This is a genomic window from Streptomyces sp. NPDC059169 (assembly GCF_042755225.1).
GTDB lineage: Bacteria > Actinomycetota > Actinomycetes > Streptomycetales > Streptomycetaceae > Streptomyces.
Genome location: NZ_JBHZCF010000006.1, coordinates 258,620 through 283,015 on the forward strand (window position 1 = coordinate 258,620; position 24,396 = coordinate 283,015).

Sequence of the window (24,396 nt, forward strand, 5' to 3'; positions counted from 1 at the left end):
ACTAACGCTCCTGGTTGTAGGTGCTACCCGGGCCGAAGCCCGATCCGTTCGTGTCCGTTCCCGCGCTGCGACCCTTCTGGACGCCGCGCCGCAGGTTGCTCAACCTGCCGCGCACGTCCTCGGGGGCGCGGGAGACCTGTGGGCCGCCCTGCGGGGTCTGCTCCGCCGTGCCCTCGACCAGATTGGCCTTGGGAACCCGTCGGGGGAGGCCGGACGAGGTGACTCCGCCCGCCTTGGGCTCGCGGAGCTTGCCGGCCCGCTGCCAGCGCTCGTCGTTCTTCGAGCGCCAGTCGTCGGAGCCGTCCGCCTCCGCATGCCCACCCAGCGGGGCCTGCTGTGCCGGTCCTGCCTGTGCCTCGTCGGTACCGGCGGACTGCCACTGCTGTCCCTGCTGGCTGCTGCCGCGCCGCGGCAGACCTGCATCGGTCAGCTGGTGGCCGGTGCTCGGGGTCGGACCCGGACGTTCGAAGCCTACGCTCTCGGGGGCGTTCACGGGAGCGGCGGGAGCAGATTCCGCATCCGCCCGGTACTCCGGCTCATAGCCGTCCTGGTACGCGTCCTGATCCGCCCACTCCCCCTGGTGGGACTGGGGAGAGTACTGGTCGTCGTATTGTGCCTGGGACTCCTGGGGAGCAGCATATGCAGCCTCCGCATAGGCCTGCTCACGGGGTTCGGGGTAACCGCCGGAAACCTGGAACTCGCCCGTGTTGCCGTAGCCGTCGACCTCGTAGCCGTTCTGCTCGTAGCCCGCCTGGTCGTGGGCGCCGTAGCCGTTCTGCTCGTAGCCCGCCTGCTCCTGGGCGCCGTAGCCGTTCTGCTCGTAGCCCCCCTGCTCCGCGGTCGCGTAGCCCTGCTCGTACTGCCCCTCGGCGTAGCCCTCCGGCCCGCCCTGGGGGTGCTGTGCCTGGTCGTGGAACAGCGGGCTGTCATCGTCCTGTCCCTGGGCCTCCAGGGCCGCACGGCGCCCCTCACGCATCAGCGAGCGGTTCACCGGGTCCAGGTGACGTTCCTCGCCCGACGAGTCGTCCTCGTAGCGGGAGTCGTCGAAGCCCAGCTCCGCTGCGGTGCGCAGGGGAGCGGTCTCGAAGGCCTGCTGCGCCGGGATGATCTGCGAGACGGTGAAGTCGTCCTCGGGCAGCGGATCGCCGCCGCCACCGTGGGTGATCGCGTCCGGGAGCATGACCAGCGAGGTCGTACCCGCCTGCTCGCCAGAGGGCCGCAGTTGCACGCGGATGCCGTGCCGGTCGGCCAGGCGGCCGACCACGAACAGGCCCATGCGCTGGGAGACGGCGGCGTCCACCGTCGGGGGCTTGGCGAGCTTGTGGTTGATGTCCGCGAAGTCCTCGGCGGTCAGCCCGATGCCCTTGTCGTGGATCTCGATCATGACCCGACCGTCGGGCAGGCGGGTCGCGGTGACACGGACCTTGGTCTGCGGCGAGGAGAAGGACGTGGCGTTCTCCAGGAGCTCGGCGAGGAGGTGCACGAGGTCGGTCACGGCCTGGCCGTGGATCTCGGTCTCCGGGACGCCGGTGAGCTCGATGCGCTCGTAGGACTCCACCTCGGACGAGGCGGCGCGCAGCACGTCGACCAGCGGAACAGGCTGGTTCCAGCGGCGGCCCGGCTCCTCGCCGGCGAGGACGAGGAGGTTCTCGCCGTTGCGGCGCATACGGGTCGCCAGGTGGTCCAGTCGGAAGAGGTTCTCCAGCTGGTCCGGGTCGGCCTCGTTGTTCTCCAGGTCCGTGATCAGGGTCAACTGTCCCTCGATCAGCGACTGGTTGCGACGCGACAGGTTGGTGAAGATCGCGTTGACGTTGCCCCGGAGCATGGCCTGCTCGGCGGCGAGCCGGACGGCCTCACGGTGGACCTGGTCGAAGGCGCGGGCGACCTCGCCGATCTCGTCCTGAGTGTCGATCGGGATCGGTTGGACCCGGGTGTCGACCCGCCCCGGCTCGGCGCGGGACAGCTGGTCGACGAGCATCGGCAGTCGCTGCTCGGCGATGTTGAAGGCCGCGGTGCGCAGCTGGCGCATCGAGCGGCTCATCTGGCGGGCGACGGCACCGGCCAGGATGAAGGCGGTGAGCAGCGCGATCACGGTGACGAGACCGTTGACGATCGCCTCGGTCTTGGCCTCGTCGGAGACGCGGGCGGCCTCGACCACGGCCTTGTCCACGAGGTCCTTCTCGACCTCGCTGTAGCCCTGGAACTTGGCGGTGGCCGCGGCCATCCAGATGTCCGGGGTGACGCCGTCACCCGCGAGCTGCTTGGGGCTCTTGCCGGTGCTGATCGCGGCGACCATGCCGTCGTAGACGGAACCGCCCTTGTTCGGCGGTGGCGTGAGCTCGATGCCCTTGGCGGCGGCGGTCTCGGCGGCCGCCTTGAGCTGCTTGCTGCCTTCCTGCGACTTGCGGGCCATCACCGCCCTCAGCTTCTCGGTGTCCTCGGCGGTGCCACCGCCGACGTACTCACCGAGTGCGATGCCCTCCAGGTAGGCGTACGAAGAGAAGGCGACGGTCTGGCCCGCCTTGATGTTCTGCGACGGGTTCGGCCTGACGAGCAGTTCCATGCCGATGGAGCGCTGGAGCGACTCGGCCGCCTTGGCCAGCTGGATCGCGTAGACGGTGCGGCCGTAGCTCGTGACGTTGCCGGTACCCAGGCCGAGTTCGTTGGAGAACTCCATCAGGTAGTGCTGGACGAGCGTGTAGCTCTCCTGCGTGGCGACCGGACCGTACTCGTCGTCCGCGGGGTCGTCGGGGTTCTTCTCGGACTTCTCCGCGGTCTCGAAGGACTCGGTGTAGGCCCTGGTGCGGAGCTGCTCCAAAGCCGGCTCGGCACGGCGGAACAGCTTCAGGCGCCGTTCCACGCCCTGCTTCGCGGGCATGTCCTTCACGGCCTCGTCGAACTTCTTCTTCGCGGCGTCCGTGACGGCCCTGGCGCCGGCGACGACCTTGTCGTCCTTCTTGCCCTCGAGGAGCGGCTTTGCGGTGAGGTCACGCTCGTTGAGGAGGGCCTGGCCGTACTCCGAGGCGGCACGCACGATGAGCGCCGTCTTCTCGGCGTCCTGTGCCTCGTTCCAGGTGTCGATCGATCCCTTGACCTGGAAGCCGCCCATGACGAGGCCGACCAGCACGGGTATGAGGAGGATCGCGTTCAGGCGGGTGGGGACCCGCCAGTTACGCGGTGACAGCCTGCTGGAGCTGCCCTTCGGGGAGGGCTCCACCGGCTGCTGCACATCCGCAGGCGACGCCGCTGCACGCGGGGGCGGGGTGAAGTTGCCCCGCGCCTGCTGCTCTGCGGAGCTCGATTTGCTTCGCCTCACTCGACCAACAACCTCTCGGCGTCGGCACCTAGGTTGTGCCGTTTTTTGTTCAGGGCCGTACTACTCACGAGTTCGTTGATTTCAGCACGTGGACCGGGTCCGTTCCAAACAGCTGGAACCCGTGGTTCAGAGTGGCCCAGGCCGCAGATAAAACGGGCATAAAGAGCGAGGCCTGTCAAAAAGCGGGGCCCACGTGAGCGCAGTGATACCAGTCGGATGCGTCGGGTGTCCGAGCTCGGCCAATTCTCTGTCGAAACGTTATGAACACGCAGGCGGACCGTGTCAAACGACACGATCCGCCACATAAAAACCCTACGACAACTGCCGTATGGCCACAACTACTTGAGTCGTGCCATGAGTGCGTGCTCGACGAGGGTGATGAGTGCGCTTTTTGCGTCGGCGCGGTGGCGGGCGTCGGTGGTGATGATCGGGGTGTCGGGGCCGATCTGGAGTGCTTCGCGGACTTCGTCGGGGTTGTAGGGCTGGTGTCCGTCGAAGCCGTTGAGGGCGATGACGAAGGGCAGGCCGCTGTTTTCGAAGTAGTCGACTGCGGGGAAGCAGTCGGCGAGTCTGCGGGTGTCGACGAGGACGACGGCGCCGATGGCGCCGCGTACGAGGTCGTCCCACATGAACCAGAACCGGTCCTGTCCGGGGGTGCCGAACAGGTAGAGGATGAGGTCCTGGTCGAGGGTGATGCGGCCGAAGTCCATGGCCACCGTGGTGGTGGTCTTGTCGCCGGTGTGGGTGAGGTCGTCGATGCCGGCTGATGCGGACGTCATGACGGCCTCGGTACGCAGCGGGTTGATCTCTGAGACGGCGCCGACGAACGTGGTCTTGCCCACGCCGAAGCCGCCCGCAACCACGATCTTCGCGCTGGTGGTTGAGCGGGCTGCACCGCCGCTAGAGCTTGCGAAGTCCACTGAGCACCCTTTCGAGCAGTGTCACGTCCGGCGTTCCGCCGGCCTCTCCGTTGCCCGGCTGGTGGATCGCCACCATGCCGGCCTCCGCCAGGTCCGCCACCAGGATCCTCGCAACCCCGAGCGGCATCGACAGGAGGGCCGACACCTCGGCCACCGACTTGACCTCGCGGCAGAGGTGGCAGATCCGCTGGTGCTCGGGCAGCAGCCCGGCGAGGTGGGCGGGATCGGCCGTGGTGCTGACCAGCGCCTCTATCGCGAGCTGGTAGCGCGGCCGGGTCCGGCCACCGGTCATCGCATACGGACGCACCAGCGGCTGGTCGCCCTCAAGCCCGTAGTCGGTGTCCGCGTGGGCACCGTACGGATCGTGAGAGGCGGGTGGCGGGGTCATGAATCCTCCGGGCGTGACAGCAAGTGGTCGACTGTGCCGTCTGACTGGGCCGGTGGGGGGCCGGTTGGGGCGGCCTGACGGTATGTAGGCGGTAGCGGGGTACCTGGGGGTGTGCCTGGGGCGCACACCCTTGTTCGGCAGTCTTCCTGCGCGGTTCTAGTGCAGCAGACTCCCCTGGAGTTCGGCACGCAGGTCCGGGGTGAGGACGGTGCCCGCACGATCCACCAGGAGGGCCATCTCGTAGCCCACGAGGCCGATGTCGCACTCGGGGTGGGCGAGTACGGCAAGGGAGGAGCCGTCGGAGACGGACATGATGAAGAGGAAGCCGCGCTCCATCTCCACGACGGTCTGGTTGACCGCGCCGCCCTCGAAGATCCGGGACGCTCCCGCGGTCAGCGAGGTCAGCCCGGACGCGACGGCCGCCAGCTGGTCGGCGCGGTCACGCGGGAATCCCTCGGACATCGCCAGCAGCAGGCCGTCGGCAGACACCACGACCGTGTGGGACACCCCGGGGGTGTTGTCCACGAAGTTCGTGATCAACCAGTTCAGATTCTGCGCCGCCTGGCTCATCGGGCTCAACTAACGCTCCTGCTGGTGAGTGGGGCCGAGGTTGAAGCTACCGGTGGTGGAGTTGTCGGAGCTGCCCGCCTGACGACCCTGCTGGATGCCCCGACGGAGATTGGTCAGCCGGCCCCGCACGTCATCGGGAGCACGGGAGACCTGCGGACCGGACTGGGTGGTCTGCTCCTGCGCGGTGCCGGGCACGAGGTTCGCGCGCGGTACCCGCTTGGGCAGACCCGAGGTGGTGACGCCGCCGGCCGCGGGCTTGCGGGCCCGCTCGGCCTGGCGCACCAGTTCGTCGTTGGGGGACGTCCGCCAGGCGCCGTTCCCGTTGTGCTGACCGGAATGACCTGCCGGACCCGACTGCGCCGCCTGGCCTGGCTGGGCCGCCGGACCCGGCTGGCCCGCGACCGGCCGGCGCGAGGGCATCGACGAGGCGGGGCGTTCCGCCGGCTGCTGCGGTGCGGCAGGAGGCTGCGCGCCCCCGCCGGCCTGGCCGCCGTGGAACCAGTTCGTCTCCAGCGTGTCGTACAGCGGGGTGCGTCCGTCGCCGGGGCCGGCCGCCGGAGGCAGGGCCTCGGGCTGCGGCTGCGCGGGCAGGCTCGCGGCCGGCGGACGCGGTGCCGAGAAGTCGGCATTGCCACCGCGCTGGTGACGTGGGCCCTGCTGACCGGGAGCCGGTGCCTGGGGACGCTGTGCTTGTCCGTAGCCGGCGCCGGCCTGGGGCGTACTCCCGAAGTCCGGACGGGCGAACTGGTTGGTGGCCGCCGGGTCCTGGGCACCGGGGCGCGGCGCCTCGCCGTAGCCCCCGGCATCAGGACGGGCGAACCGGCCCGTGGACTCGTGCTCCTCGTGTCCGCGCGGCGCGTCCGGAACGGGGCGCTGCTGCTCGTCGCCCCAGCCGCCAAACGCGCCGCTGCCGGGCAGCTCGGCACGCGTGCCACCGGTGGTCGGCAGCCGGCGCCCGCGGTCATCGCCGGCCGGAGCGTTGTGCCGTCCGGAGGTGGTGCGGCCGCGGCCGTCGTTCTCGCCCTGACGGGATTCGTTGCGGTCCTGTCCGCCCGGTGCCTGAGCACCCGGACGGCCACGACCGGCGTCCATACCGAACGCACCCGCGGGAGCACCGCCCTGGCGGGCGAAGCCCTGCTCCTGGTCGCTCTGTTGCGAGCCGCCCGGGAACGCGGCGCCGTCCCGCCCGGGAAGTGCCGCCCGGGAACCCGTTCCGGAGGCGACCTGCCCGCGAGGGGCGCCGGCGCCGAGCCGGCCGCCGGGCGCGCCACCGCTCGAGGGACCGCCGCCGCTCGAGGGACCGCCGCCGACTCCGGGCCGGCCGCCACCGGCCGCACCGGGACCGCCGGGCAGCCGGCCGCCGCCAGGAGGTGTCTGCGGTACGGCTCCCTGGCCGCCCGCACCCGGCTTGGTCGGGGGCTTCTTGCCGCCGTGGGCCACGTCCACGGGGAGCATGACGAGCGCGGTCGTGCCACCGGAGTCGGAGGGACGGAGCTGGATACGGATGCCGTGTCGCAGGGACAGGCGACCGACCACGAACAGGCCCATGCGGCGCGAGACCGACACGTCCACGGTCGGCGGCGACGCCAGGCGCTCGTTGATCGCGGCGAGGTCCTCGGGGGAGAGGCCGATGCCGGTGTCGTGGATCTCGACCAGGACGCGTCCGTCCGGCAGCGCGTGACCGGTCACCCGGACCTTGGTCTGCGGGGACGAGAACGACGTCGCGTTCTCGAGCAGCTCGGCGAGGAGGTGCACGAGGTCGTTGACCACTCGGCCGGCGACCTCGGTCGCCGGTACCGCGGCCAGTTCGATGCGCTCGTACTGCTCCACTTCGGATGCCGCGGCACGGAGGACGTCGACCAGGGGGACGGGCCGGGTCCAGCGACGGCCGGGCTCCTCGCCGGCGAGGACGAGGAGGTTCTCGCCGTTCCGGCGCATACGGGTCGCGAGGTGGTCCAGCTTGAAGAGCGAGGACAGCTGGTCCGGGTCGGCCTCGCGGGACTCCAGCTCGGAGATGAGGGAGAGCTGGCGCTGGATGAGACCCTGCGACCGGCGCGAGAGGTTGGTAAACATCGCGTTGACGTTGCCCCGCAGGAGGGCCTGCTCGGCGGCGAGGCGGACCGCTTCGCGGTGCACGTCGTCGAAGGCCGCGGCCACCTTTCCGATCTCGTCCCGCGAGTGGACACCCACGGACTCCACCGTGGTGTCGACGTCCTGCGGGTCGGTCTCGGAGAGCTGCTTGACCAGTTCGGGAAGTCGGTTCTGGGCGACCTTGGTCGCGGTGTCCTGCAGCTTGCGCAGCGAGCGGATCATGGATCGGGCCACGACGAAGGCGCCGACGAGCGAGACGCCCAGCACGACGAGGATCAGCGCACCGTTGATGATGGCGTCCCGCTGCCGCTCCTGCTTGAGCTCGCGGGCCTTGCTCTCCATCTCACCGAGAAGCGTCTTCTCGATGGTGTTCATCGCGTCGATCTTGGTGTCGGCCTGGTCGGTCCAGTCCTTGTAGCCACGCCGCGCCACTGCGGGGAGGCCGCCCGACGTCGACAGCACGCGGTTCGCGTACTGGTCGGCTTCGGTGATCTCGGAGTTTCCGTCAACCAGCGGGGCGATGAGGTCCTCGGAGTTGCCGCCGAGGGAGGCGTAGATCCGCTTGAACGACTCGAGTGCCACCCGCTCGTTCTCTCGGGCGTCGTCACCGGTGAGACGGTCGTTCTCGTTGAGCTTTCCGACGGTGTCCGCGTTCGCCGGCAGCGCTGCGGCGATGATCCCTCGCTGGATGGAGGAGTACTCCTTGGCGGCGGAGAACGCTGCCAGGGCACGGGTCCGCTTGATCATCTCGGGGTTGTTCGTTGCCTGTGCCATGTCTTGGGACAGGGTCAGCAGCGAGTCGATCAGACGCCCGTACTGGTTGATCGTCTGGGTGTTGGAGCCGTTCGGCTTGTAGGCCTGCTGCCGGATCGAGCTGATCTTGTTGACCTGCTGGGCGATCTGGCTGACGTTGGAGTGGATGCTCTCCAGCGTCTCGTCACCCGTCGTGTCACCGATACCCGCCGTGGCGGCCAGGAAGGACGCCTTCTTGCGGTCGGTCTCGGTACGGGGCTGGGACACCTCGAAGGAGGTCACGGAGCCGCCGTGCTTCAGCGGGCCGGCCGCGTGGTCGCGCTCCTCCTGGAGTGCTTCGGCGAGTGCCGTCGCTTCCTTGGTGAGCTTGGTCAGCAGCTGCATGTGGTCGAGCTGCTCGATCTCGTTCATGGACTCGTTGATGCGGAGTCCACCCAGGGTGGTCGCAGCGACCACGGGGAGGGCGAGCAGCGACACCAGCCGGGTGCTGATGCGCCAGTTCCGCAGGGCTATTCGCGAGCCCGTGTCGGAAGGACCCTTGGGCTTGGGGCGGTCCGCCGGCTCGGCGGCGGAGGGCGTCGCGCCTGAGCGCTTCCCGCGATCGCCGCCGTCGCCGGTCGGGCCCTGGTTCTGGGTGTGCTGGGGCGAGGAGCCGCGGTCGGTCCCGCCGTGCGGCTCGTGTTCAGCTGCAGCTTCCCCTTGGCCCTGGCGGGCCTGGGGACGCCCGATGCCATCCCTCTTGAAACGTCCCTGCACTAGCGTCGCAACCTCTGGACCAGGCGTCCCCCCGCAGAACGGCGGGACGGTGTCGGCGTGGTAGGGCGGTGGAGGCGCCCCATGGTGGTCGTGGAGTGACCGGCGCTCCTCCCCCTTCCACCGCCGCTCGGCGCTGCGTTGCGCCGCCTGCGCGCCGGCCTCTTAGACCCGCGGCGGTGCGTGGAATTCCAGCACAGTGCAGGATCTGCAACAAGAGCCGTGTACCGGGCTGTGACCTGAGTGACACGATGTGACCATTGTGTCACGAGCCGTAGAAAGTGATCTCGGATAAAAGGGACCTTTATTGACGAGTCCCTTACGGGCAGGGGGTGTCCCAGTCGCCATGATCAGGAGCGGAATGGCTGATTCGCGTACGCAATGTCCGTTTCCCGAGGTGACGCATGGTGCCTCGAATGCCGGAATTGCGTGTTGATTGGTGAGCAAACTCACACGTAGATCGTTGAGTCTTCCGCACTTTCGCAGGCAATCGGATGTTTAGCCTGACGCTTTACAAACCACGGCACTCTGACTAGGCGAGCGATGAAGACGACGATGATGTTCCGCAACATAGCCAACCCCCAGCGCACCACGCTGGCGCACCTGAGTGACGCCGGCGAGCTGCAGCCGGAGGCCCAGCCGGAGCAGTCGCCCCTCCTTCCCTCGGTCACGGCCAACCCCCGCCGCACGACCCTGATGGACGCTCCCGCGGCGCCGTAGCCGGCGTCGCCGTCATACGCGGGGCAGGGGGGTCGTGCCGCGTTAGCCTGGAGCGTCAGACTCCAGCCAGCGGAACCAGGGGGCACAGGCATCCCGTGCGCATCGCCAGATTCTCCATCGACGGCAATGTCGCCTTCGGCGCGGTCGAGGGCGAAGGAACCGGCGACCCCGCCGGTCTCGTCCTCGACATCATCAAGGGCATTCCCTACACGGACTTCGAACTCTCGGGTACGAAGGTCCCGCTGAGCAAAGTCCGGCTGCTGCCGCCCGTCCTCCCCAACAAGGTCGTGGCCATCGGCCGCAACTACGCGGAGCACGCGGCGGAGCTCGGCAACGAGGTCCCCGACGTCCCGGTCGCCTTCTTCAAGCCGACCACCTCGGTGATCGGTCCGGGCGATGCCATCGAGTACCCCACCTTCTCCGACGAGCTGCACCACGAGGCGGAGCTCGCCGTCGTCATCGGCCGCATGTGCCGTCAGGTCCCCCGTGACCGCGTCAAGGACGTGATCTTCGGGTACACCTGCGCCAACGACGTCACCGCACGCGACGTCCAGAAGCGCGAGAAGCAGTGGGCGCGCGCCAAGGGGTTCGACACCTCCTGCCCGCTCGGCCCCTGGGTGGAGACCGGCCTCGACCTGACGGCTGCGGAAGACCTCACGATCCAGTGCACGGTCAACGGCGAACAGCGCCAGCTGGGTCGGACGAGCGACATGATCCGCTCCATCGAGGACCTGGTCGTCCACATCACCGAGGCCATGACGCTGCTCCCCGGAGACGTCATCCTCACCGGCACCCCGGCCGGGGTCGGCCCCCTCAACGTCGGCGACGAGGTCGCCGTCACCATCGAAGGCATCGGCACTCTCACCAACAAGGTGATCAAGCGTGGCTAACGCGATCCGCGTACGTTTCTGTCCCTCGCCGACCGGCAACCCCCATGTGGGCCTGGTCCGCACTGCCCTGTTCAACTGGGCCTTCGCCCGTCACCACCAGGGCACCATGGTCTTCCGCATCGAGGACACCGACGCGGCCCGGGACTCGGAGGAGTCGTACGAGCAGCTGCTCGAATCGATGCGCTGGCTCGGCCTCGACTGGGACGAGGGCCCCGAGATCGGCGGACCCCACGCCCCGTACCGGCAGTCGCAGCGCATGGACCTCTACAAGGACGTCGCGGCAAAGCTCCTCGCCGGCGGCCACGCCTACCACTGCTACTGCTCGGTCACCGAGTTGGACGAGCGCCGCGAGGCCGCGCGTGCCGCCGGTCGCCCGTCCGGGTACGACGGCCACTGCCGCGATCTGACCGCCGAGCAGAAGGCCGCCTACGAGCGCGAGGGCCGCGAGGCGATCGTCCGCTTCCGGATGCCGGACGAGCCGATCACCTTCACCGACCTCGTGCGCGGCGAACTGACCTTCACCCCGGAGAACGTGCCGGACTACGGCATCGTCCGGGCCAGCGGTGCTCCCCTGTACACGCTCGTCAACCCCGTCGACGACGCGCTCATGGAGATCACGCACGTGCTGCGGGGCGAGGACCTGCTGTCCTCCACCCCTCGCCAGATCGCCCTCTACAAGGCGCTGATCGAGCTCGGCGTCGCCAAGGAGATCCCGGCCTTCGGGCACCTCCCCTACGTGATGGGCGAGGGCAACAAGAAGCTCTCCAAGCGCGACCCGCAGGCCTCCCTCAACCTCTACCGGGAGCGTGGCTTCCTCCCCGAGGGGCTGCTCAACTACCTGTCCCTGCTCGGCTGGTCCTTCTCCGCGGACCAGGACGTGTTCACGATCCCGCAGATGATCGAGAAGTTCGACATCGCGGACGTCAACTCCAACCCGGCGCGCTTCGACCTGAAGAAGGCCGAGGCGATCAACGCGGACCACATCCGCCAGCTGGACGTGAAGGCCTTCGCCGCCGCCTGCGAGCCCTGGCTGACGGCCCCGCACGCCAACTGGGCGCCCGAGGGCTTCGACCGGGCCGCCTGGGAGGCCATCGCCCCCCACGCCCAGACGCGGCTGACCGTGCTCTCCGACATCACCGCCAACGTGGACTTCCTCTTCCGCGAGGAGCCGGTCGAGGACGAGGCGTCCTGGCAGAAGGCGATGAAGGAGGGCTCCGACGCGCTGCTGCGCACCGCGCGCGAGAAGCTCCAGGCCGCCGACTGGTCCAGCCCGGAGTCCCTGAAGAACGCCGTCCTGGCGGCCGGCGAGGAGCACGGCCTCAAGCTGGGCAAGGCCCAGGCTCCGGTCCGGGTAGCGGTCACCGGCCGCACGGTCGGCCTGCCGCTCTTCGAGTCGTTGCAGATCCTGGGGGAGGAGCGCACCCTCGCCCGTATCGACGCCGCGCTGGCGAAGCTCACGGCCTGAGGCCGGTGGTTCGGGGGCGGCGGCCGGACCGGCCACCGCCCCCGTGCGATTCGGTGGGCCGGGCCACGGTGCGGACGGCGTCCCTCGCCCGTCAGGGGGCCGCAGTCGGTGTCCGTTCACGACGACGCCCGCTCACCACTGTCGGGACCACCTTCCGTGACGAGTCGGGGCTCACCGGCACGCTCGCCCCACTCGGCGACCGGCTGTGGCTGCCTTCGGCTCGTGTCGTGGCTTGCCACCCGTTCGTCGGCCCCGGCCGGGGCGGTGCCCGACCCTCCACCGAGGAGGCCCCGCCGGGCCGACACCGCGTGGAGTGCGCCGTGGCCGGCCACCGGGCACGCCGGGTCGCGCCCGTGGCCGGCTGGAGCGTGGGGCGCGGTGCCGTGGGCGCGGTCACCTACTTCGTCACCGACTCCTCCGCCGCCCCGAGGAGGCGCTCCCGCCCCTGGCGTAGCCTCGGACCATGCCGATCCGCGCCGTCCTTTGGGACATCGACGACACGATCTTCGACTACGCCCGGGCCGACCGCACCGGCATGGAGCAGCACCTGCTCGCCGAAGGGCTGGGCGAGGACGGGACCTCCGCCGACGAAGCCCTGGTGCGGTGGAAGGAGCTCACCCGCCTGCACTGGCGGCGCTTCGAAGCGGGCGGCGTGTCCTTCGAGGCCCAGCGCCGCGACCGGGTCCGGGACTTCCTCGGGGCGCCGGACCTCGGCGACGACGAGGCCGACGCGTGGTTCGGTCGGTACCTCGCCCACTACGAGGCGGCCTGGGAGCTCTTCCCCGACGCCCTGCCCGTACTCGATCTGCTGGCGGCGGACTTCCGGCACGGCGTGCTGTCGAACTCGTCGATCCACAACCAACAGCGCAAGCTGACCGTGCTGGGTGTACGGGACCGCTTCGAGACGGTCGTCTGCGCGGCCGAGCTGGGGGTCGCCAAGCCCGAGGCGGCCGCCTTCCACGCGGCGTGCGAGGAGCTCCGGCTGCCGCCGCACGAGGTCGCGTACGTCGGGGACCAGCCCGACGTGGACGCAGGCGGAGCCGCGGCGGCCGGGTTGACCGGCATCTGGCTGGATCGCGACGGACTGGGCGGGAGACCCGAACTGATCCGGATCGCCGGTCTCACGGAGCTCCCGGGCCTGCTGCGGCGGGATACCCGTTTTGGAGCGCCGTCCACCTTCGGGTAATGTTCTTCCTGCGCCAAGGGGAGCGGGCCGAAAGCCCGAAACCGACAGCGCAAACCCGAACAAAACCCCCGCCGGGGGTTGAGTTTTGGTGGCCTATGGTGTAATTGGCAGCACGACTGATTCTGGTTCAGTTAGTCTTGGTTCGAGTCCAGGTAGGCCAGCTCGCAGAGCTCATCTGCAAAGCCCCCGTTGTGTAGCGGCCTAGCACGCTGCCCTCTCAAGGCAGTAGCGCCGGTTCGAATCCGGTCGGGGGTACAGATCCTTCCCGCGGGATCACCAGGGTCGCTCCCTGGTGGCCCCGATGCAGGATCGCTAGGGCCCCCGTTGTGTAGCGGCCTAGCACGCCGCCCTCTCAAGGCGGTAGCGCCGGTTCGAATCCGGTCGGGGGTACCAACTGGTCTAAACCACCAGTGGCCTATGGTGTAATTGGCAGCACGACTGATTCTGGTTCAGTTAGTCTTGGTTCGAGTCCAGGTAGGCCAGCGGATCCGTTCCGATGGATCATGATCTTGCCCCCGTTGTGTAGCGGCCTAGCACGCCGCCCTCTCAAGGCGGTAGCGCCGGTTCGAATCCGGTCGGGGGTACATGAGGGTGAGGCCCTCCCCAGTAGGGGAGGGCCTCACCGTTTCCCTGCCGCTCCTCAACCGAAGCGGCGGTTGGACTCCTCGGCCTGGGCCAGTCTGCGCAGGCTCAGCAGTGCGGGCTCGTACAGCACGGTGAAGGCGACCGCCGCCTCCACTTGTTCTTCCCCCGCCGTGTACCGCTCCACCAAGTCCAGGTCACTGACCGCCAGTTCGGCCGCGCTGCGGGCATAGGGAAGCAACTGCTCCACATCGCACGGGTACCCGAGCCGGATGATGGTCGCGACGGCGGACACCAGCGTCCGGTACGGCGGGGCTTCGGACCCGGTTTCCCGGCAGAAGTCCCAGCCGAGTCGCTGGAGTAGGGCGTCCACCGTGTGGCCGGCCGCCGCCCCGGCGGCATCCCCCTCGTCCGTCTGCCGGCCGTGGGGGAGGGCCCAGACGGCGGCGCCGAGCCGCATGTGGTGGTCGCGCGTCTCGTCGCCGATCGCCGCGAGGACCTCGCGTGCGGTTGCCACGGGTATCCGTCCGACCTGGATCAGCGCGCGGACCAGCCGGAGGCGGCGCAGGTGCTCCTCGTCGTACTCGGCCTGGGTCGCGCTGATCCGGTGGCCGGGCGGCAGGAGGCGCTCTCGCAGGTAGTACTTGATCGTGGCGGTGGCCACGCCGCTGCGATCACTCAATTCCGCCAGCTTCATCACTTGCGCCCTTCCTTGGGGAGTGTCACTATCTAACTATAGATAGTTCCACTATCCAACATTCGGCAAGGGGGATCTCATGGGCAGTGAGCCGATCCAGGGACGCATGACAGCCCGGTCGCAGGAGGGAGTGACCGTCTTTCTCATCGGCATGCGGATCAACAGCTTCCGTGCGGTGCGGAGTTGGTGGCCGACGTTCGCCGCCATGCCGCGGATGCTGAAGGAACTGTCGAAGGAGGCGGACAGCGGCCTCCTGGGGTACCGCCTGCTGTGGGGAGGGCCGCGGGTGGTCTACACCGTCCAGTACTGGGAATCACCGGAGAAGCTGCTCGCCTACGCGTCCGCCCAGGGCAAGGAGCACCGCCCCGCCTGGGCCGCGTTCAACCGCCGGATGCGTGAGGGGCGGGACAAAGTCGGCTTCTGGCACGAGACCTACGTCGTTCCGGCCGGGGCGCACGAGTCCATCTACGTGAACATGCCCGAGTTCGGACTGGGCGCGGCGACGGGCGTCGTCCCCGTCGGCCGCCGGGGCGACCGTGCCGCGGAGCGTCTCGGCGGGACCGCCTGAGCCTCCGGCGGGCGGGTCTCCCGGACCGGGAGGCTCGCCCGCGCGCATGCACCTGCCCCCGCCACCGTTGACGCGCGGGCCGGTCGGGCGCGTGCCGGTGGAGCGGACGCCTCCCCGGCGGGGGTCTTCGCGCCGACGGTCCCCGGGATGTCCGGTACGGAGGGGCGTCCGCGTGCGGGCTCCGCGCCGGGGCGGACGCGGTGCAAGGGGAGTCGCGTGCTCGACGGGCGGAGGCTCACGGCAGTCCTTCTTGCCCGTCGGTCCCGGGAGGGCGACGGGTCACCGTTCCGGGGGGAACGCGTGCCCAGGAGTGGCCGTGGGCCCCCGCCCGGTGCTCGGGCAACGGCCGTCCGGCACGTCGTCGCCGACCGTGGTGCACCGTACGCCCCTGGTGCGGTAGACCGCCGGGCGCCTCCGCCGTCAGCTCGGCGTTGCCGGCCCCCCGGTGTCCGCGGTCCTTCCGGGTGTCGTCCGGGACCCGGCTCCCGGACGGACCGGTGGGCGTGTCAGCCCGCGCGCCGGAGCGCGTCGGAGAGGCGGGCGGCCGCGTCGATGACCGCCTGGGCGTGCATCCTGCCCGGATGCCGGGTCAGCCGCTCGATCGGGCCCGAGACCGAGACCGCCGCCACGACGCGGTTGGAAGGTCCGCGGACGGGTGCGGAGACGGATGCGACACCCGGCTCTCGCTCGCCGATCGACTGGGCCCAGCCCCTGCGGCGCACGCCCGACAGGGCCGTCGCCGTGAAGCGGGCGCCCTGCAGGCCCCGGTGCAGCCTCTCCGGCTCTTCCCAGGCCATCAGGATCTGGGCGGACGAGCCGGCCTTCATCGTGAGCGTGGAGCCGACGGGGACCGTGTCCCGGAGCCCGGACAGCCGCTCGGCCGCCGCCACGCAGATGCGCATGTCTCCCTGCCGGCGATACAGCTGCGCGCTCTCGCCCGTCACGTCGCGGAGGTGGGTCAGGACCGGGCCGGCGGTGGCCAGCAGACGGTCCTCGCCGGCCGCCGCGGCCAGCTCGGAGAGCCGCGGGCCGAGGATGAACCGACCCTGCATGTCCCTCGCCACCATCCTGTGGTGCTCCAGGGCCACGGCGAGGCGATGCGCCGTGGGTCGCGCGAGCCCCGTGGCCGCGACCAGCCCGGCGAGGGTGGCCGGACCGGACTCCAGAGCGCTCAGCACCAGAGCTGCCTTGTCGAGTACGCCGACGCCACTACTGTTGTCCATGCAACGATACTCGCGTCTCACTCTGTGAAACGCAAGTTCACATTCTCCGAGAAGTTGCGAACCTGGGTGTGCGACCGCACACGGTCAGGCGCTCCCAGCCCGTCCGGCATGCGGACGACGGCGCAATTGATCTCTAGTGGGGTCCGGCGGTGCTGCCGGGCCGGAGGGAAAGCGATGGGTAGGACACTCGCGGAGAAGGTCTGGGACGATCACGTCGTCCGGCGCGCCGAGGGCGAGCCCGACCTCCTCTTCATCGATCTGCACCTCCTGCACGAGGTGACCAGTCCGCAGGCGTTCGACGGATTGCGGCTCAGCGACCGCCGGGTGCGGCGGCTCGACCTCACCATCGCGACCGAGGACCACAACACCCCGACGCTCGACATCGACAAGCCGATCGCCGACCCGGTCTCCCGCGCGCAGCTGGAGACGCTGCGCAAGAACTGCGCGGAGTTCGGGGTCCGGCTGCACCCGCTGGGTGACGTCGAGCAGGGCGTGGTGCACGTGGTGGGCCCCCAGCTGGGGCTGACCCAGCCCGGCACCACCGTGGTCTGCGGTGACTCGCACACCTCCACCCACGGCGCGTTCGGCGCGTTGGCGTTCGGCATCGGCACCTCACAGGTCGAGCACGTGCTGGCCACCCAGACGCTGCCGATGGCCCGCCCCAAGACCATGGCGATCACCGTCGAGGGCGAGCTGCCCGACGGCGTTGCGGCCAAGGACCTCATCCTGGCCATCATCGCGAAGATCGGTACCGGCGGCGGTCAGGGCTACGTCCTGGAGTACCGCGGCTCGGCCATCGAGGCTCTCTCGATGGAAGCCCGCATGACCATCTGCAACATGTCGATCGAGGCCGGTGCCCGAGCGGGCATGATCGCCCCGGACCGGACGACGTTCGACTACCTGCAGGGGCGCGACCACGCCCCGGAGGGCGCGGACTGGGACGCTGCCGTCGCGTACTGGAAGACCCTGCGCACCGACGACGACGCCGTCTTCGACGCGGAGGTGTTCATCGACGCGGCCGAACTCTCCCCGTTCGTCACGTGGGGCACCAACCCCGGCCAGGGCGCGCCCCTGTCGGCGAGCGTCCCCGACCCGGCTTCGTACGAGGACGCTTCGGAGCGACACGCCGCCGAAAAGGCCCTGGAGTACATGGGGTTGACCGCGGGCCAGCAACTGCGCGACATCAAGGTCGACACCGTCTTCGTAGGCTCCTGCACCAACGGCCGCATCGAGGACCTGCGCTCCGCCGCTGCCGTGCTCGACGGCCGCAAAGTCGCCGACGGCGTACGGATGCTGGTCGTCCCCGGCTCGGTGCGGGTGGCGCTGCAGGCCGTCGAGGAGGGTTTGGACAAGGTCTTCAAGGAGTCCGGCGCCGAATGGCGGCACGCGGGCTGTTCGATGTGCCTGGGGATGAACCCCGACCAGCTGGCCCCCGGTGAGCGCTCCGCCTCCACCTCGAACCGCAACTTCGAGGGCCGGCAGGGCAAGGGCGGACGCACTCATCTGGTCTCCCCGCAGGTCGCGGCCGCTACGGCGGTCCTCGGCCACCTGGCTTCACCCGCCGACCTGACCGACCTGACCGCAGCCACGCCCGCGGGAGTCTGAACACCATGGAAGCTTTCACCACGCACACCGGCCGGGCCGTTCCGCTGCGCCGCAGCAACGTCGACACCGACCAGATCATCCCGGCGCACTGGCTGAAGAAGGTCACCCGCGACGGGTTCGAGGACGGACTGTTCGAGGCCTGGCGCAAGAGCGATGACTTCGTCCTCAACCAGCCCGCGCGGCAGGGTGCGACGGTCCTCGTCGCGGGTCCCGACTTCGGCACCGGTTCCTCCCGCGAGCACGCCGTCTGGGCGCTCCAGAACTACGGTTTCAAGGCGGTCATCTCTGCCCGGTTCGCGGACATCTTCCGCGGTAACTCGCTGAAGAACGGCCTGCTGACCGTGGTTCTGCCGCAGGAGACGGTGGACCGGCTGTGGGCGCTGACCGAGGCGGACCCGAACGCCGAAATCACGGTGGACTTGGAGCAGCGCCAGGTTCGCGCGGCCGGTGTCACCGCCGACTTCGAGCTGGACGACAACGCCCGCTGGCGGCTGCTGAACGGGCTCGACGACATCAGTCTCACCCTTCAGAACGAAGCCGACATCGCGGCCTACGAGGCTTCCCGCCCGGCCTTCAAACCTCGGACGATTGAGGTCTGAGCAGCGCTTTTCCCGTACTGCGCCCCCCGCCTCCCGGTGGGGGGCGCAGCCGCTTGTTGAGACCCTGTCGGGCGACAACTCGCCCCAGATGGCACAATCGGTGCATGGAACGCGACAGCCAACTCGAGCTCTACGAGGTCGTCGCGGCCCGGCTGAAAGAAGCGCACGCAAGGGTGCGTGAACTGCAAGTCCCGGAGGGCGTAAGGATGGCGCTGTCCCGGAAGCTGCTGGCCGTCACGGCCGCGGCGAAGCACGATCTCGCAGGCGCCGCAAGGCGTCTGGACCGGTTGATGAACGACCTCGACGAAGGTCGTTTCCCCTCAGGTGACTGATCACCCGGCGGCTGGATCGATATGCGGCTCGGCCGCGTGGCTGCGACGGTCGACTTCGTTGCGGCACTAGGGTGATTAGCCCGTTTCGTGTTTGATTTGCGGTATATATCTGCCTAACGTGCGAAAAAGCTTGAACACTTTCGTTCCGGCGATGTCTCCGAAGGGGAAGACGTGAACAAGGCGCAGCTCGTAGAAGCGATTGCCGACAAGATGGGCGGCCGACAGCAGGCCGCCGATGCTGTCGACGCGGTACTCGACGCGATCGTCCGCGCGGTTGTCGGCGGCGACCGGGTTTCGGTCACCGGCTTCGGCTCGTTCGAGAAGGTGGACCGCCCGGCCCGCTACGCCCGGAACCCTCAGACGGGTGAGCGCGTACGGGTCAAGAAGACCTCGGTTCCCCGCTTCCGTGCGGGTCAGGGCTTCAAGGACCTGGTGAGCGGTACGAAGAAGCTCCCCAGGGGAGGCGAAGTCTCCGTCAAGAAGGCCCCGAAGGGCAGCCTGCAGGTCGGCGCCGCGGCGAAGAAGGCCGCCGCGAAGAAGGCGACCGCCAAGAAGGCGGCGGCGAAGAAGGCGACGGCGAAGAAGGCCGTGGCGAAGAAGGCGGTAGCCAAGAAGGCCGCCGCGAAGAAGGCTCCGGCCAAGAAGGCCGCGGCGGCCAAGAAGGCGACCACCGCCAAGAAGGCGGCGGCGAAGAAGGCGACGGCCAAGAAGACCGCACCCGCCAAGAAGGCGACGGCCAAGAAGGCTCCGGCCAAGAAGGCCACGGCACGCAAGACCGCTGCCAAGAAGACCACCGCGCGCGGCAAGTAAGCGGCGCGGCACACCAGGGCCACTCACGCGACGGGCCGGACTCCCCGAGGGGAGCCCGGCCCGCGGCGTTTCACGTCCACCGGACGCCGCGCGTCAGCGCGCTCCGGCGGGCCCGGAACCCGCCTCCGGTGACCCACCGTCCGGTCCCGCGGGGACCGGCGGCGCGCCGAGAATTCCGTGGCGGCACGCGTGCGGCCTGCCGGGACCGTGTCGGCTCACAGCGTCTGCAGCGTCACCAGGGTGATCCGTAGGGCCTCCCCCTCGCCCTCGGTCTCGATGCGGACCCGCTGTCCGGGTCGCAGCATCCGCAGACCGCCGGCGTCGAACGCCGCGCCGTCGAAGTCCACCGGGGTGCCGTCGTCGAGCAGCACACTCCCGCTGCGTGTCTGGGGGTCGTACGTGTACGCGGTCGCCTGCATGCCCCGAGGGTATCCGGCGGCGGCCGCGGTGTTCCGCGAGGCCCCGCGCCCGTCAGGGGCCGGCGGGGCGGACGCTAGGCGACGCCCGGTGACGGTAGCGAAACCGCCGCCGTCGCGCATCGAGCGGCCGTCCGCGGCCCGACGCCCAGCGCCAACGCGGCGCGTAGGTCGTCCCCGGTGTCCACGTCCCTGCGCAGCGACTCGACGCCTTCCAATTCGATTTCCACGGCCCCCGAGAGCAAATGCCGGTCCCGCGAGCGGCCCCCGAAAGCCGGCAGCAATTCCACGCCGGGTGCGGCGGCCAGGAATGTCGTGCCAATTCCGGACGCGTCTGCGAGGAAAGCGCGCGGGAATTGCGCCGCCGATGCGAGCACGCGTGCCAATTCCGCAGGCCGGAGCGCCGGAAGGTCCGCGTTGAGTGCGGCCACGGCGGCCTCCGGGCGCACGGCACGCACGGTGTTCGCCCCGTGGGCGAGCGCGGCGTTGAGGCCCGCGCCCGGTGAGTCCGGTACGACCCGCGCACCCACTCCGGCCAGCTCCGCCGATGCCAGCGGATCGTCAGTGACGACCGCCACATCCCGTACCGCGGCACAGGCGAGCGCCGCAGCCACCGTGTCCAGAGCGAAGGCAAGTGCGAATTGTGGGCGCATCACCCCGCCCGAGGTCGCCGCGAGCCTGCTCTTGGCCAGTGCGAGGGGCTTCAGGGGGACCACCAGTGACCAGTGCACGGAGCCCATTGTCACCTGCGCGCCCGGTGGCCAGGCGGCCCCTTCGCGTGGGCGGGGCGTACGGTGTTCTCGACAGGCCGGGGGCCTGGGGCGAGACTTGACCCCCAGCAGCCAGGCGTCAGCCCGGTCACAAGAGAAGGGTGTCCCGAGTGTCCCGCCGCAGAATCGGCTTCTGGTACCGCCTTGCGGCGGTCATCGCGAAACCGCCGCTGGTGGTTCTGTTCAAGCGGGATTGGCGGGGAATGGAGCACATTCCGGCCGAGGGAGGGTTCATCACCGCGGTGAACCACAACTCCTACCTGGACCCGCTCTCCTACGCCCACTACCAGTACAACACCGGACGCGTCCCGCGTTTCCTCGCGAAGGCCGCCCTCTTCAAGGGCTCTTTCGTGGGCACCATACTGCGCGGCACGGGGCAGATCCCCGTCTTCCGCGAGACGACGAACGCCTTGGACGCGTTCCGCGCCGCCGTCGACGCCATCGAGCGCGGTGAGTGCGTCGCCTTCTATCCCGAAGGCACCCTGACCCGTGACCCCGAGCTGTGGCCGATGGCGGGCAAGACCGGTGCAGCCCGTGTCGCTCTCCTCACCAAGGCCCCCGTCGTCCCGGTCGCCCAGTGGGGCGCCAATCTGGCCATGCCGCCGTACGCCAAGGAGAACAAGCTCCGCCTGTTCCCGCGCAAGACACTGATCGTGCAGGCGGGACCACCGGTCGACCTCTCCCGCTTCCACGGTCTGGAGCCCACCCCCGAAGTGTTGCGCGAGGCCACGGAGGCCATCATGGCCGCGATCACGGGGTTGCTGGAGGAGGTACGGGGCGAGAAGGCGCCGACCGAACCCTACGACCACCGTCTGGCGAGGGCCGAACAGCGACGCAAGGCCGCTGGGGAGGGAACGAAGTGACTCGTCCCGTCAAGGCCGCGGTGTTCGGCACCGGATCCTGGGGCACGGCCTTCTCGATGATCCTCGCCGACGCCGGGTGCGAGGTTGCCCTCTGGGGGCGCCGCGCCGAGCCGGTCGACGCCATCAACGCCACCCGGACGAACCCCGACTACCTTCCAGGAGTGACGCTCCCCGAAGCGGTGCGGGCCACCACGGACGCCGCCGAGGCGGCCCGCGATGCCGACTTCACCGTCCTCGTCGTGCCCTCCCAGACCCTGCGCACCAACCTCACGGAGTGGGCGCCGCAACTGGCGCCCGACACCGTCCTGGTCTCCCTGATGAAGGGCGTCGAACTGGGCACGGCCAAGCGCATGAGCGAGGTCATCGAAGAGGTTGCCAAGGTGCCGGCGCAGCGGGTGGCCGTGCTGACGGGGCCCAACCTGGCCCGGGAGATCGCCGACCGCCAGCCGGCCGCCGCCGTCGTGGCCTGCTCGGACGAGACGGTCGCCCAGCGCCTCCAGTCCGCCTGTATGACCCCGTACTTCCGGGCGTACACCAACACCGACGTCGTCGGCTGTGAACTCGGTGGAGCGGTCAAGAACGTCATCGGCCTCGCCGTCGGCATCGCGGACGGCATGGGGCTCGGGGACAACTCGAAGGCCACCCTGATCACGCGTGGCCTCGCCGAGACGACCAGGCTGGGCCTCGCGATGGGCGCCGACCCGATGACCTTTGCCGGGCTCGCCGGGCTCGGTGACCTCGTGGCGACCTGTTCCTCGCCGCTCTCCCGGAACCACACCTTCGGCACCAACCTCGGCCGGGGCATGACGCTCCAGGAGACCATCGCCGCCACCAAGCAGACCGCCGAAGGCGTCAAGTCCTGCGAGTCGGTGTTGGATCTGGCCCGGCGGCACGGGGTCGACATGCCCATCACCGAGACGGTCGTGTCGATCGTCCACGAGGGCAAGCCGCCGGTCGTCGCGCTCAAGGAACTGATGTCGCGCAGCGCCAAGCCCGAGCGCCACTGACGTACGCCGCCCAGGCGGGCCGGCGGCGCGGGCCTGCCGCCGCGGCGAGGGCGCAGGGTACGCTCATCGCGATATGAGCGAGAACCTGTCCCAGAGCACCGGCCTTGTCCCCACCGGCGGCGAGGCGCACCGCAAGCCGCGCGTCGCGGTCGTCTTCGGCGGCCGCAGCTCCGAGCACGCGATCTCCGTGGTGACGGCCGGTGCCGTACTGCGTGCGATCGACCGCACCAAGTACGACGTGCTGCCCATCGGCATCACCTCGGACGGGCGGTGGGCGCTGACCGCCGACGAGCCGGACCGGATGGCCATCGCCGACCAGAAGCTGCCGTCCGTCAGCGACCTCGCGGAATCCGTCGAGGGCGGCGTGGTCCTCCCCGTCGACCCGTCCAGCCGCGAGGTGGTCTACAGCGAGCCCGGCTCCGTGCCCAAGGCGCTCGGTGAGGTCGACGTGGTCTTCCCGGTGCTGCACGGCCCGTACGGTGAGGACGGCACCCTGCAGGGCCTGCTGGAGCTCTCCGGTATCCCGTACGTCGGTGCCGGTGTCCTCGCCTCTGCAGTCGGCCAGGACAAGGAGTACATGAAGCGGGTCTTCACCTCGTTCGGGCTGCCCGTGGGCCCGTACGTGGTCGTCCGGCCGCGCGAGTGGGCACAGGACCCTTCCGCCGCCCGGAAGAAGGTCGTCGACTTCGCCGCCGATCACGGCTGGCCGGTCTTCGTCAAGCCCGCCCGCGCCGGCTCGTCGATCGGCATCACCAAGGTCGACGATCTCTCCGGTCTCGACGACGCGATCGAAGAGGCCCAGCGCCACGACCCGAAGATCCTGGTCGAAGCGCTGCTGCGGGGCCGCGAGATCGAATGCGGCGTGTTGGAGTTCGAGGACGGCCCGCGCGCCAGCGTGCCCGCCGAGATCCCGCCGGTCAGCGCCCACGACTTCTACGACTTCGAGGCCAAGTACATCGACTCGGCCGCCGGGCTGGTGCCCGCGCCGCTCGACGCCGAGCAGACCGCCGAGGTGCAGCGGCTCGCGGTCGAGGCGTTCGAGGCCGCGTCGTGCGAGGGGCTCGTGCGCGCCGACTTCTTCCTCACGGAGGACGGCGAGTTCGTGATCAACGAGATCAACACGATGCCGGGCTTCACGCCGATCTCCATGTACCCGCGGATGTGGCAGGAGAGCGGGGTGGGCTACGGGGAGCTCGTCGACTGCTTGGTCCAGGCGGCCCTGCGGCGTTCCACGGGCCTGCGCTAGGCAGGCGGACCGCCCGGGGTGCGGGTCCGTCGCGGCCGAGCCGCGGGTCCCGTCTTCGGCCGGGGCCTTTGCCGGAACGATTCGGCAAGTCCGCCCCGGCCGAGCCACGACAATCTCAGGGGGAGTGGTGGGGACTCGGGGCGGGCTGGCCGAAACGCTTCGGCACCGACTTCGCGACCGGTCCCGCCAGCTCCACCAGCGGACCGAGGTCGGCGAGCCGCTTCGACAGCGTCACCTCGACGTAGGTCTTGCGGTACGTGGTGGTGAACCGGGCGCCGTCCTCGAGCTCCTCCGTGAACCACTCGACGCCGGAGACCTCGACCGCCTGTGCCCGTGGGTCATTGAGCCCCGCGGGTCGGGGGACGCCACAGCGCAGTACGATCGCGGCGTCCCCCCACCCGGCGGTCAGCTCGGAACGCGGCTCGGGATCCCGGCGGCCCTCACCGGCCACGGAACCCGGCAGCGCCCTGTGCAGCGTCCGGCACAGTGCCTCCTCCTCAGCGGGAGGGGTGGGAACCGTGAGCGACGGGGTGGTGTCCGTGCCCCAGAAGGAACAGCCGCCGACGGTCAGCAGCACTGCGGCGGTGGGCAGAGTCAGTAGCCGGCGGAATGGCGTCACCGGCCAA

22 protein-coding genes and 5 tRNA genes are annotated in these 24,396 nt (G+C 69.8%); 17 read left to right on the forward strand and 10 right to left on the reverse strand.

All coding sequences use genetic code 11. From position 1 onward, the window contains the following. Window position 1: 1 nt before the first annotated feature. From ACFXOM_RS13910 to ACFXOM_RS13930, 5 genes are all read right to left on the reverse strand, one after another. On the reverse strand, window positions 2-3,316 hold the full coding sequence (locus ACFXOM_RS13910) for a nitrate- and nitrite sensing domain-containing protein (RefSeq protein WP_385037983.1): 3,315 nt from the start codon (window positions 3,314-3,316) through the stop codon (window positions 2-4). A gap of 338 nt (window positions 3,317-3,654) precedes the next feature. After that, window positions 3,655-4,236 (reverse strand): ATP/GTP-binding protein, encoded by a 582-nt coding sequence (locus tag ACFXOM_RS13915; RefSeq protein ID WP_384933797.1) that lies wholly within the window; start codon window positions 4,234-4,236, stop codon window positions 3,655-3,657. Next, on the reverse strand, window positions 4,217-4,624 hold the full coding sequence (locus ACFXOM_RS13920; RefSeq protein WP_384933800.1) for a DUF742 domain-containing protein: 408 nt from the start codon (window positions 4,622-4,624) through the stop codon (window positions 4,217-4,219). The genes ACFXOM_RS13915 and ACFXOM_RS13920 overlap by 20 nt, the downstream gene beginning before the upstream one ends. A 156-nt stretch (window positions 4,625-4,780) precedes the next feature. After that, window positions 4,781-5,194: a roadblock/LC7 domain-containing protein gene (locus ACFXOM_RS13925; protein WP_384934089.1), complete on the reverse strand. Its 414-nt coding sequence runs from the start codon at window positions 5,192-5,194 to the stop codon at window positions 4,781-4,783. A gap of 9 nt (window positions 5,195-5,203) precedes the next feature. After that, window positions 5,204-8,794, reverse strand: a complete 3,591-nt coding sequence (locus ACFXOM_RS13930; protein WP_384933802.1) for a nitrate- and nitrite sensing domain-containing protein — start codon at window positions 8,792-8,794, stop codon at window positions 5,204-5,206. Window positions 8,795-9,334: 540 nt separating this feature from the next. Here ACFXOM_RS13930 and ACFXOM_RS13935 point away from each other — a divergent pair. The 9 genes from ACFXOM_RS13935 (at window position 9,335) to ACFXOM_RS13975 (ending at window position 13,636) form a co-directional block, all read left to right on the forward strand. After that, a complete protein-coding gene (locus ACFXOM_RS13935) occupies window positions 9,335-9,511 on the forward strand; it encodes a hypothetical protein (protein ID WP_384933805.1) in 177 nt (58 codons plus the stop codon). Window positions 9,512-9,606: 95 nt separating this feature from the next. Next, window positions 9,607-10,401 carry a fumarylacetoacetate hydrolase family protein gene (locus ACFXOM_RS13940; protein ID WP_384933807.1) on the forward strand — a complete coding sequence of 265 codons (795 nt, stop codon included), beginning with the start codon at window positions 9,607-9,609 and terminating at the stop codon, window positions 10,399-10,401. Beyond that, window positions 10,394-11,866 carry a glutamate--tRNA ligase gene (gene gltX / locus ACFXOM_RS13945; RefSeq protein WP_384933808.1) on the forward strand — a complete coding sequence of 491 codons (1,473 nt, stop codon included), beginning with the start codon at window positions 10,394-10,396 and terminating at the stop codon, window positions 11,864-11,866. Before ACFXOM_RS13940 ends, gltX begins: the two co-directional genes overlap by 8 nt. Before the next feature lie 463 nt (window positions 11,867-12,329). Beyond that, the gene (locus ACFXOM_RS13950) at window positions 12,330-13,052 is read left to right on the forward strand and encodes an HAD family hydrolase (RefSeq protein ID WP_384933810.1); all 723 of its coding nucleotides are present in this window, start codon (window positions 12,330-12,332) and stop codon (window positions 13,050-13,052) included. Between the two features lie 89 nt (window positions 13,053-13,141). Continuing rightward, a tRNA-Gln gene (locus ACFXOM_RS13955) sits at window positions 13,142-13,213 on the forward strand. Window positions 13,214-13,234: 21 nt separating this feature from the next. Further along, window positions 13,235-13,307, forward strand: a tRNA-Glu gene (locus tag ACFXOM_RS13960). 62 nt (window positions 13,308-13,369) lie between these two features. Next, window positions 13,370-13,445: transfer RNA gene (locus tag ACFXOM_RS13965), tRNA-Glu, on the forward strand. Window positions 13,446-13,463: 18 nt separating this feature from the next. After that, a tRNA-Gln gene (locus ACFXOM_RS13970) sits at window positions 13,464-13,535 on the forward strand. A 28-nt stretch (window positions 13,536-13,563) separates the two neighbouring features. Then, a tRNA-Glu gene (locus ACFXOM_RS13975) sits at window positions 13,564-13,636 on the forward strand. Window positions 13,637-13,692: 56 nt separating this feature from the next. Here ACFXOM_RS13975 and ACFXOM_RS13980 read toward each other — a convergent pair. Next, window positions 13,693-14,331 (reverse strand): MerR family transcriptional regulator, encoded by a 639-nt coding sequence (locus ACFXOM_RS13980; RefSeq protein WP_384933812.1) that lies wholly within the window; start codon window positions 14,329-14,331, stop codon window positions 13,693-13,695. Window positions 14,332-14,410: 79 nt separating this feature from the next. Between ACFXOM_RS13980 and ACFXOM_RS13985 the strand changes: the two genes are divergently transcribed. Next, window positions 14,411-14,899 carry a DUF4188 domain-containing protein gene (locus ACFXOM_RS13985; protein ID WP_384946672.1) on the forward strand — a complete coding sequence of 163 codons (489 nt, stop codon included), beginning with the start codon at window positions 14,411-14,413 and terminating at the stop codon, window positions 14,897-14,899. Between the two features lie 506 nt (window positions 14,900-15,405). Here ACFXOM_RS13985 and ndgR read toward each other — a convergent pair. After that, window positions 15,406-16,122: an IclR family transcriptional regulator NdgR gene (gene ndgR / locus ACFXOM_RS13990; protein WP_384933817.1), complete on the reverse strand. Its 717-nt coding sequence runs from the start codon at window positions 16,120-16,122 to the stop codon at window positions 15,406-15,408. A 174-nt stretch (window positions 16,123-16,296) separates the two neighbouring features. Here ndgR and leuC point away from each other — a divergent pair, with 174 nt between their 5' ends. From leuC to ACFXOM_RS14010, 4 genes are all read left to right on the forward strand, one after another. Beyond that, a complete protein-coding gene (leuC, locus tag ACFXOM_RS13995; protein WP_384933820.1) occupies window positions 16,297-17,727 on the forward strand; it encodes a 3-isopropylmalate dehydratase large subunit in 1,431 nt (476 codons plus the stop codon). 5 nt (window positions 17,728-17,732) lie between these two features. Then, a complete protein-coding gene (gene leuD, locus ACFXOM_RS14000; RefSeq protein WP_384933822.1) occupies window positions 17,733-18,326 on the forward strand; it encodes a 3-isopropylmalate dehydratase small subunit in 594 nt (197 codons plus the stop codon). 104 nt (window positions 18,327-18,430) lie between these two features. Next, window positions 18,431-18,658, forward strand: a complete 228-nt coding sequence (locus ACFXOM_RS14005; RefSeq protein WP_384933825.1) for a hypothetical protein — start codon at window positions 18,431-18,433, stop codon at window positions 18,656-18,658. 171 nt (window positions 18,659-18,829) lie between these two features. Beyond that, a complete protein-coding gene (locus tag ACFXOM_RS14010) occupies window positions 18,830-19,468 on the forward strand; it encodes an HU family DNA-binding protein (protein ID WP_385037986.1) in 639 nt (212 codons plus the stop codon). A 215-nt stretch (window positions 19,469-19,683) separates the two neighbouring features. Here the strand turns inward: ACFXOM_RS14010 and ACFXOM_RS14015 are convergent, their stop codons facing one another. Together ACFXOM_RS14015 and cofC are read right to left on the reverse strand one after the other, a co-directional pair. Next, window positions 19,684-19,887, reverse strand: coding sequence for a hypothetical protein (locus ACFXOM_RS14015; protein ID WP_384933830.1), 204 nt, complete (start codon window positions 19,885-19,887; stop codon window positions 19,684-19,686). A gap of 74 nt (window positions 19,888-19,961) precedes the next feature. Continuing rightward, a complete protein-coding gene (gene cofC / locus ACFXOM_RS14020; RefSeq protein ID WP_384933833.1) occupies window positions 19,962-20,624 on the reverse strand; it encodes a 2-phospho-L-lactate guanylyltransferase in 663 nt (220 codons plus the stop codon). Between the two features lie 140 nt (window positions 20,625-20,764). Here cofC and ACFXOM_RS14025 point away from each other — a divergent pair, with 140 nt between their 5' ends. The 3 genes from ACFXOM_RS14025 to ACFXOM_RS14035 all read left to right on the forward strand — a co-directional run bounded on the left by ACFXOM_RS14025 (window position 20,765) and on the right by ACFXOM_RS14035 (window position 23,770). Then, window positions 20,765-21,517, forward strand: coding sequence for a lysophospholipid acyltransferase family protein (locus ACFXOM_RS14025; protein ID WP_385037989.1), 753 nt, complete (start codon window positions 20,765-20,767; stop codon window positions 21,515-21,517). Then, a complete protein-coding gene (locus tag ACFXOM_RS14030) occupies window positions 21,514-22,524 on the forward strand; it encodes an NAD(P)H-dependent glycerol-3-phosphate dehydrogenase (RefSeq protein ID WP_384933839.1) in 1,011 nt (336 codons plus the stop codon). The genes ACFXOM_RS14025 and ACFXOM_RS14030 overlap by 4 nt, the downstream gene beginning before the upstream one ends. Before the next feature lie 73 nt (window positions 22,525-22,597). Next, window positions 22,598-23,770, forward strand: a complete 1,173-nt coding sequence (locus ACFXOM_RS14035) for a D-alanine--D-alanine ligase family protein (RefSeq protein WP_384933842.1) — start codon at window positions 22,598-22,600, stop codon at window positions 23,768-23,770. A gap of 115 nt (window positions 23,771-23,885) precedes the next feature. Here ACFXOM_RS14035 and ACFXOM_RS14040 read toward each other — a convergent pair whose 3' ends face one another. After that, window positions 23,886-24,389, reverse strand: coding sequence for a DUF3515 domain-containing protein (locus ACFXOM_RS14040; protein ID WP_384933845.1), 504 nt, complete (start codon window positions 24,387-24,389; stop codon window positions 23,886-23,888). Window positions 24,390-24,396 lie beyond the last annotated feature (7 nt).

What these genes read in the sequence shown, in the direction of transcription:
- ndgR (WP_384933817.1), bottom strand. Translation starts at nt 16,122, where the DNA reads ATGGACAACAGTAGTGGCGTCGGCGTACTCGACAAGGCAGCTCTGGTG.
- cofC (WP_384933833.1), bottom strand. Translation starts at nt 20,624, where the DNA reads ATGGGCTCCGTGCACTGGTCACTGGTGGTCCCCCTGAAGCCCCTCGCA.
- leuC (WP_384933820.1), top strand. Translation starts at nt 16,297, where the DNA reads ATGGGTAGGACACTCGCGGAGAAGGTCTGGGACGATCACGTCGTCCGG.
- ACFXOM_RS13925 (WP_384934089.1), bottom strand. Translation starts at nt 5,194, where the DNA reads ATGAGCCAGGCGGCGCAGAATCTGAACTGGTTGATCACGAACTTCGTG.
- ACFXOM_RS14015 (WP_384933830.1), bottom strand. Translation starts at nt 19,887, where the DNA reads ATGCAGGCGACCGCGTACACGTACGACCCCCAGACACGCAGCGGGAGT.
- ACFXOM_RS13985 (WP_384946672.1), top strand. Translation starts at nt 14,411, where the DNA reads ATGGGCAGTGAGCCGATCCAGGGACGCATGACAGCCCGGTCGCAGGAG.
- ACFXOM_RS13935 (WP_384933805.1), top strand. Translation starts at nt 9,335, where the DNA reads ATGAAGACGACGATGATGTTCCGCAACATAGCCAACCCCCAGCGCACC.
- ACFXOM_RS14035 (WP_384933842.1), top strand. Translation starts at nt 22,598, where the DNA reads ATGAGCGAGAACCTGTCCCAGAGCACCGGCCTTGTCCCCACCGGCGGC.
- ACFXOM_RS13920 (WP_384933800.1), bottom strand. Translation starts at nt 4,624, where the DNA reads ATGACCCCGCCACCCGCCTCTCACGATCCGTACGGTGCCCACGCGGAC.
- leuD (WP_384933822.1), top strand. Translation starts at nt 17,733, where the DNA reads ATGGAAGCTTTCACCACGCACACCGGCCGGGCCGTTCCGCTGCGCCGC.
- ACFXOM_RS14005 (WP_384933825.1), top strand. Translation starts at nt 18,431, where the DNA reads ATGGAACGCGACAGCCAACTCGAGCTCTACGAGGTCGTCGCGGCCCGG.
- ACFXOM_RS13950 (WP_384933810.1), top strand. Translation starts at nt 12,330, where the DNA reads ATGCCGATCCGCGCCGTCCTTTGGGACATCGACGACACGATCTTCGAC.
- ACFXOM_RS13980 (WP_384933812.1), bottom strand. Translation starts at nt 14,331, where the DNA reads ATGAAGCTGGCGGAATTGAGTGATCGCAGCGGCGTGGCCACCGCCACG.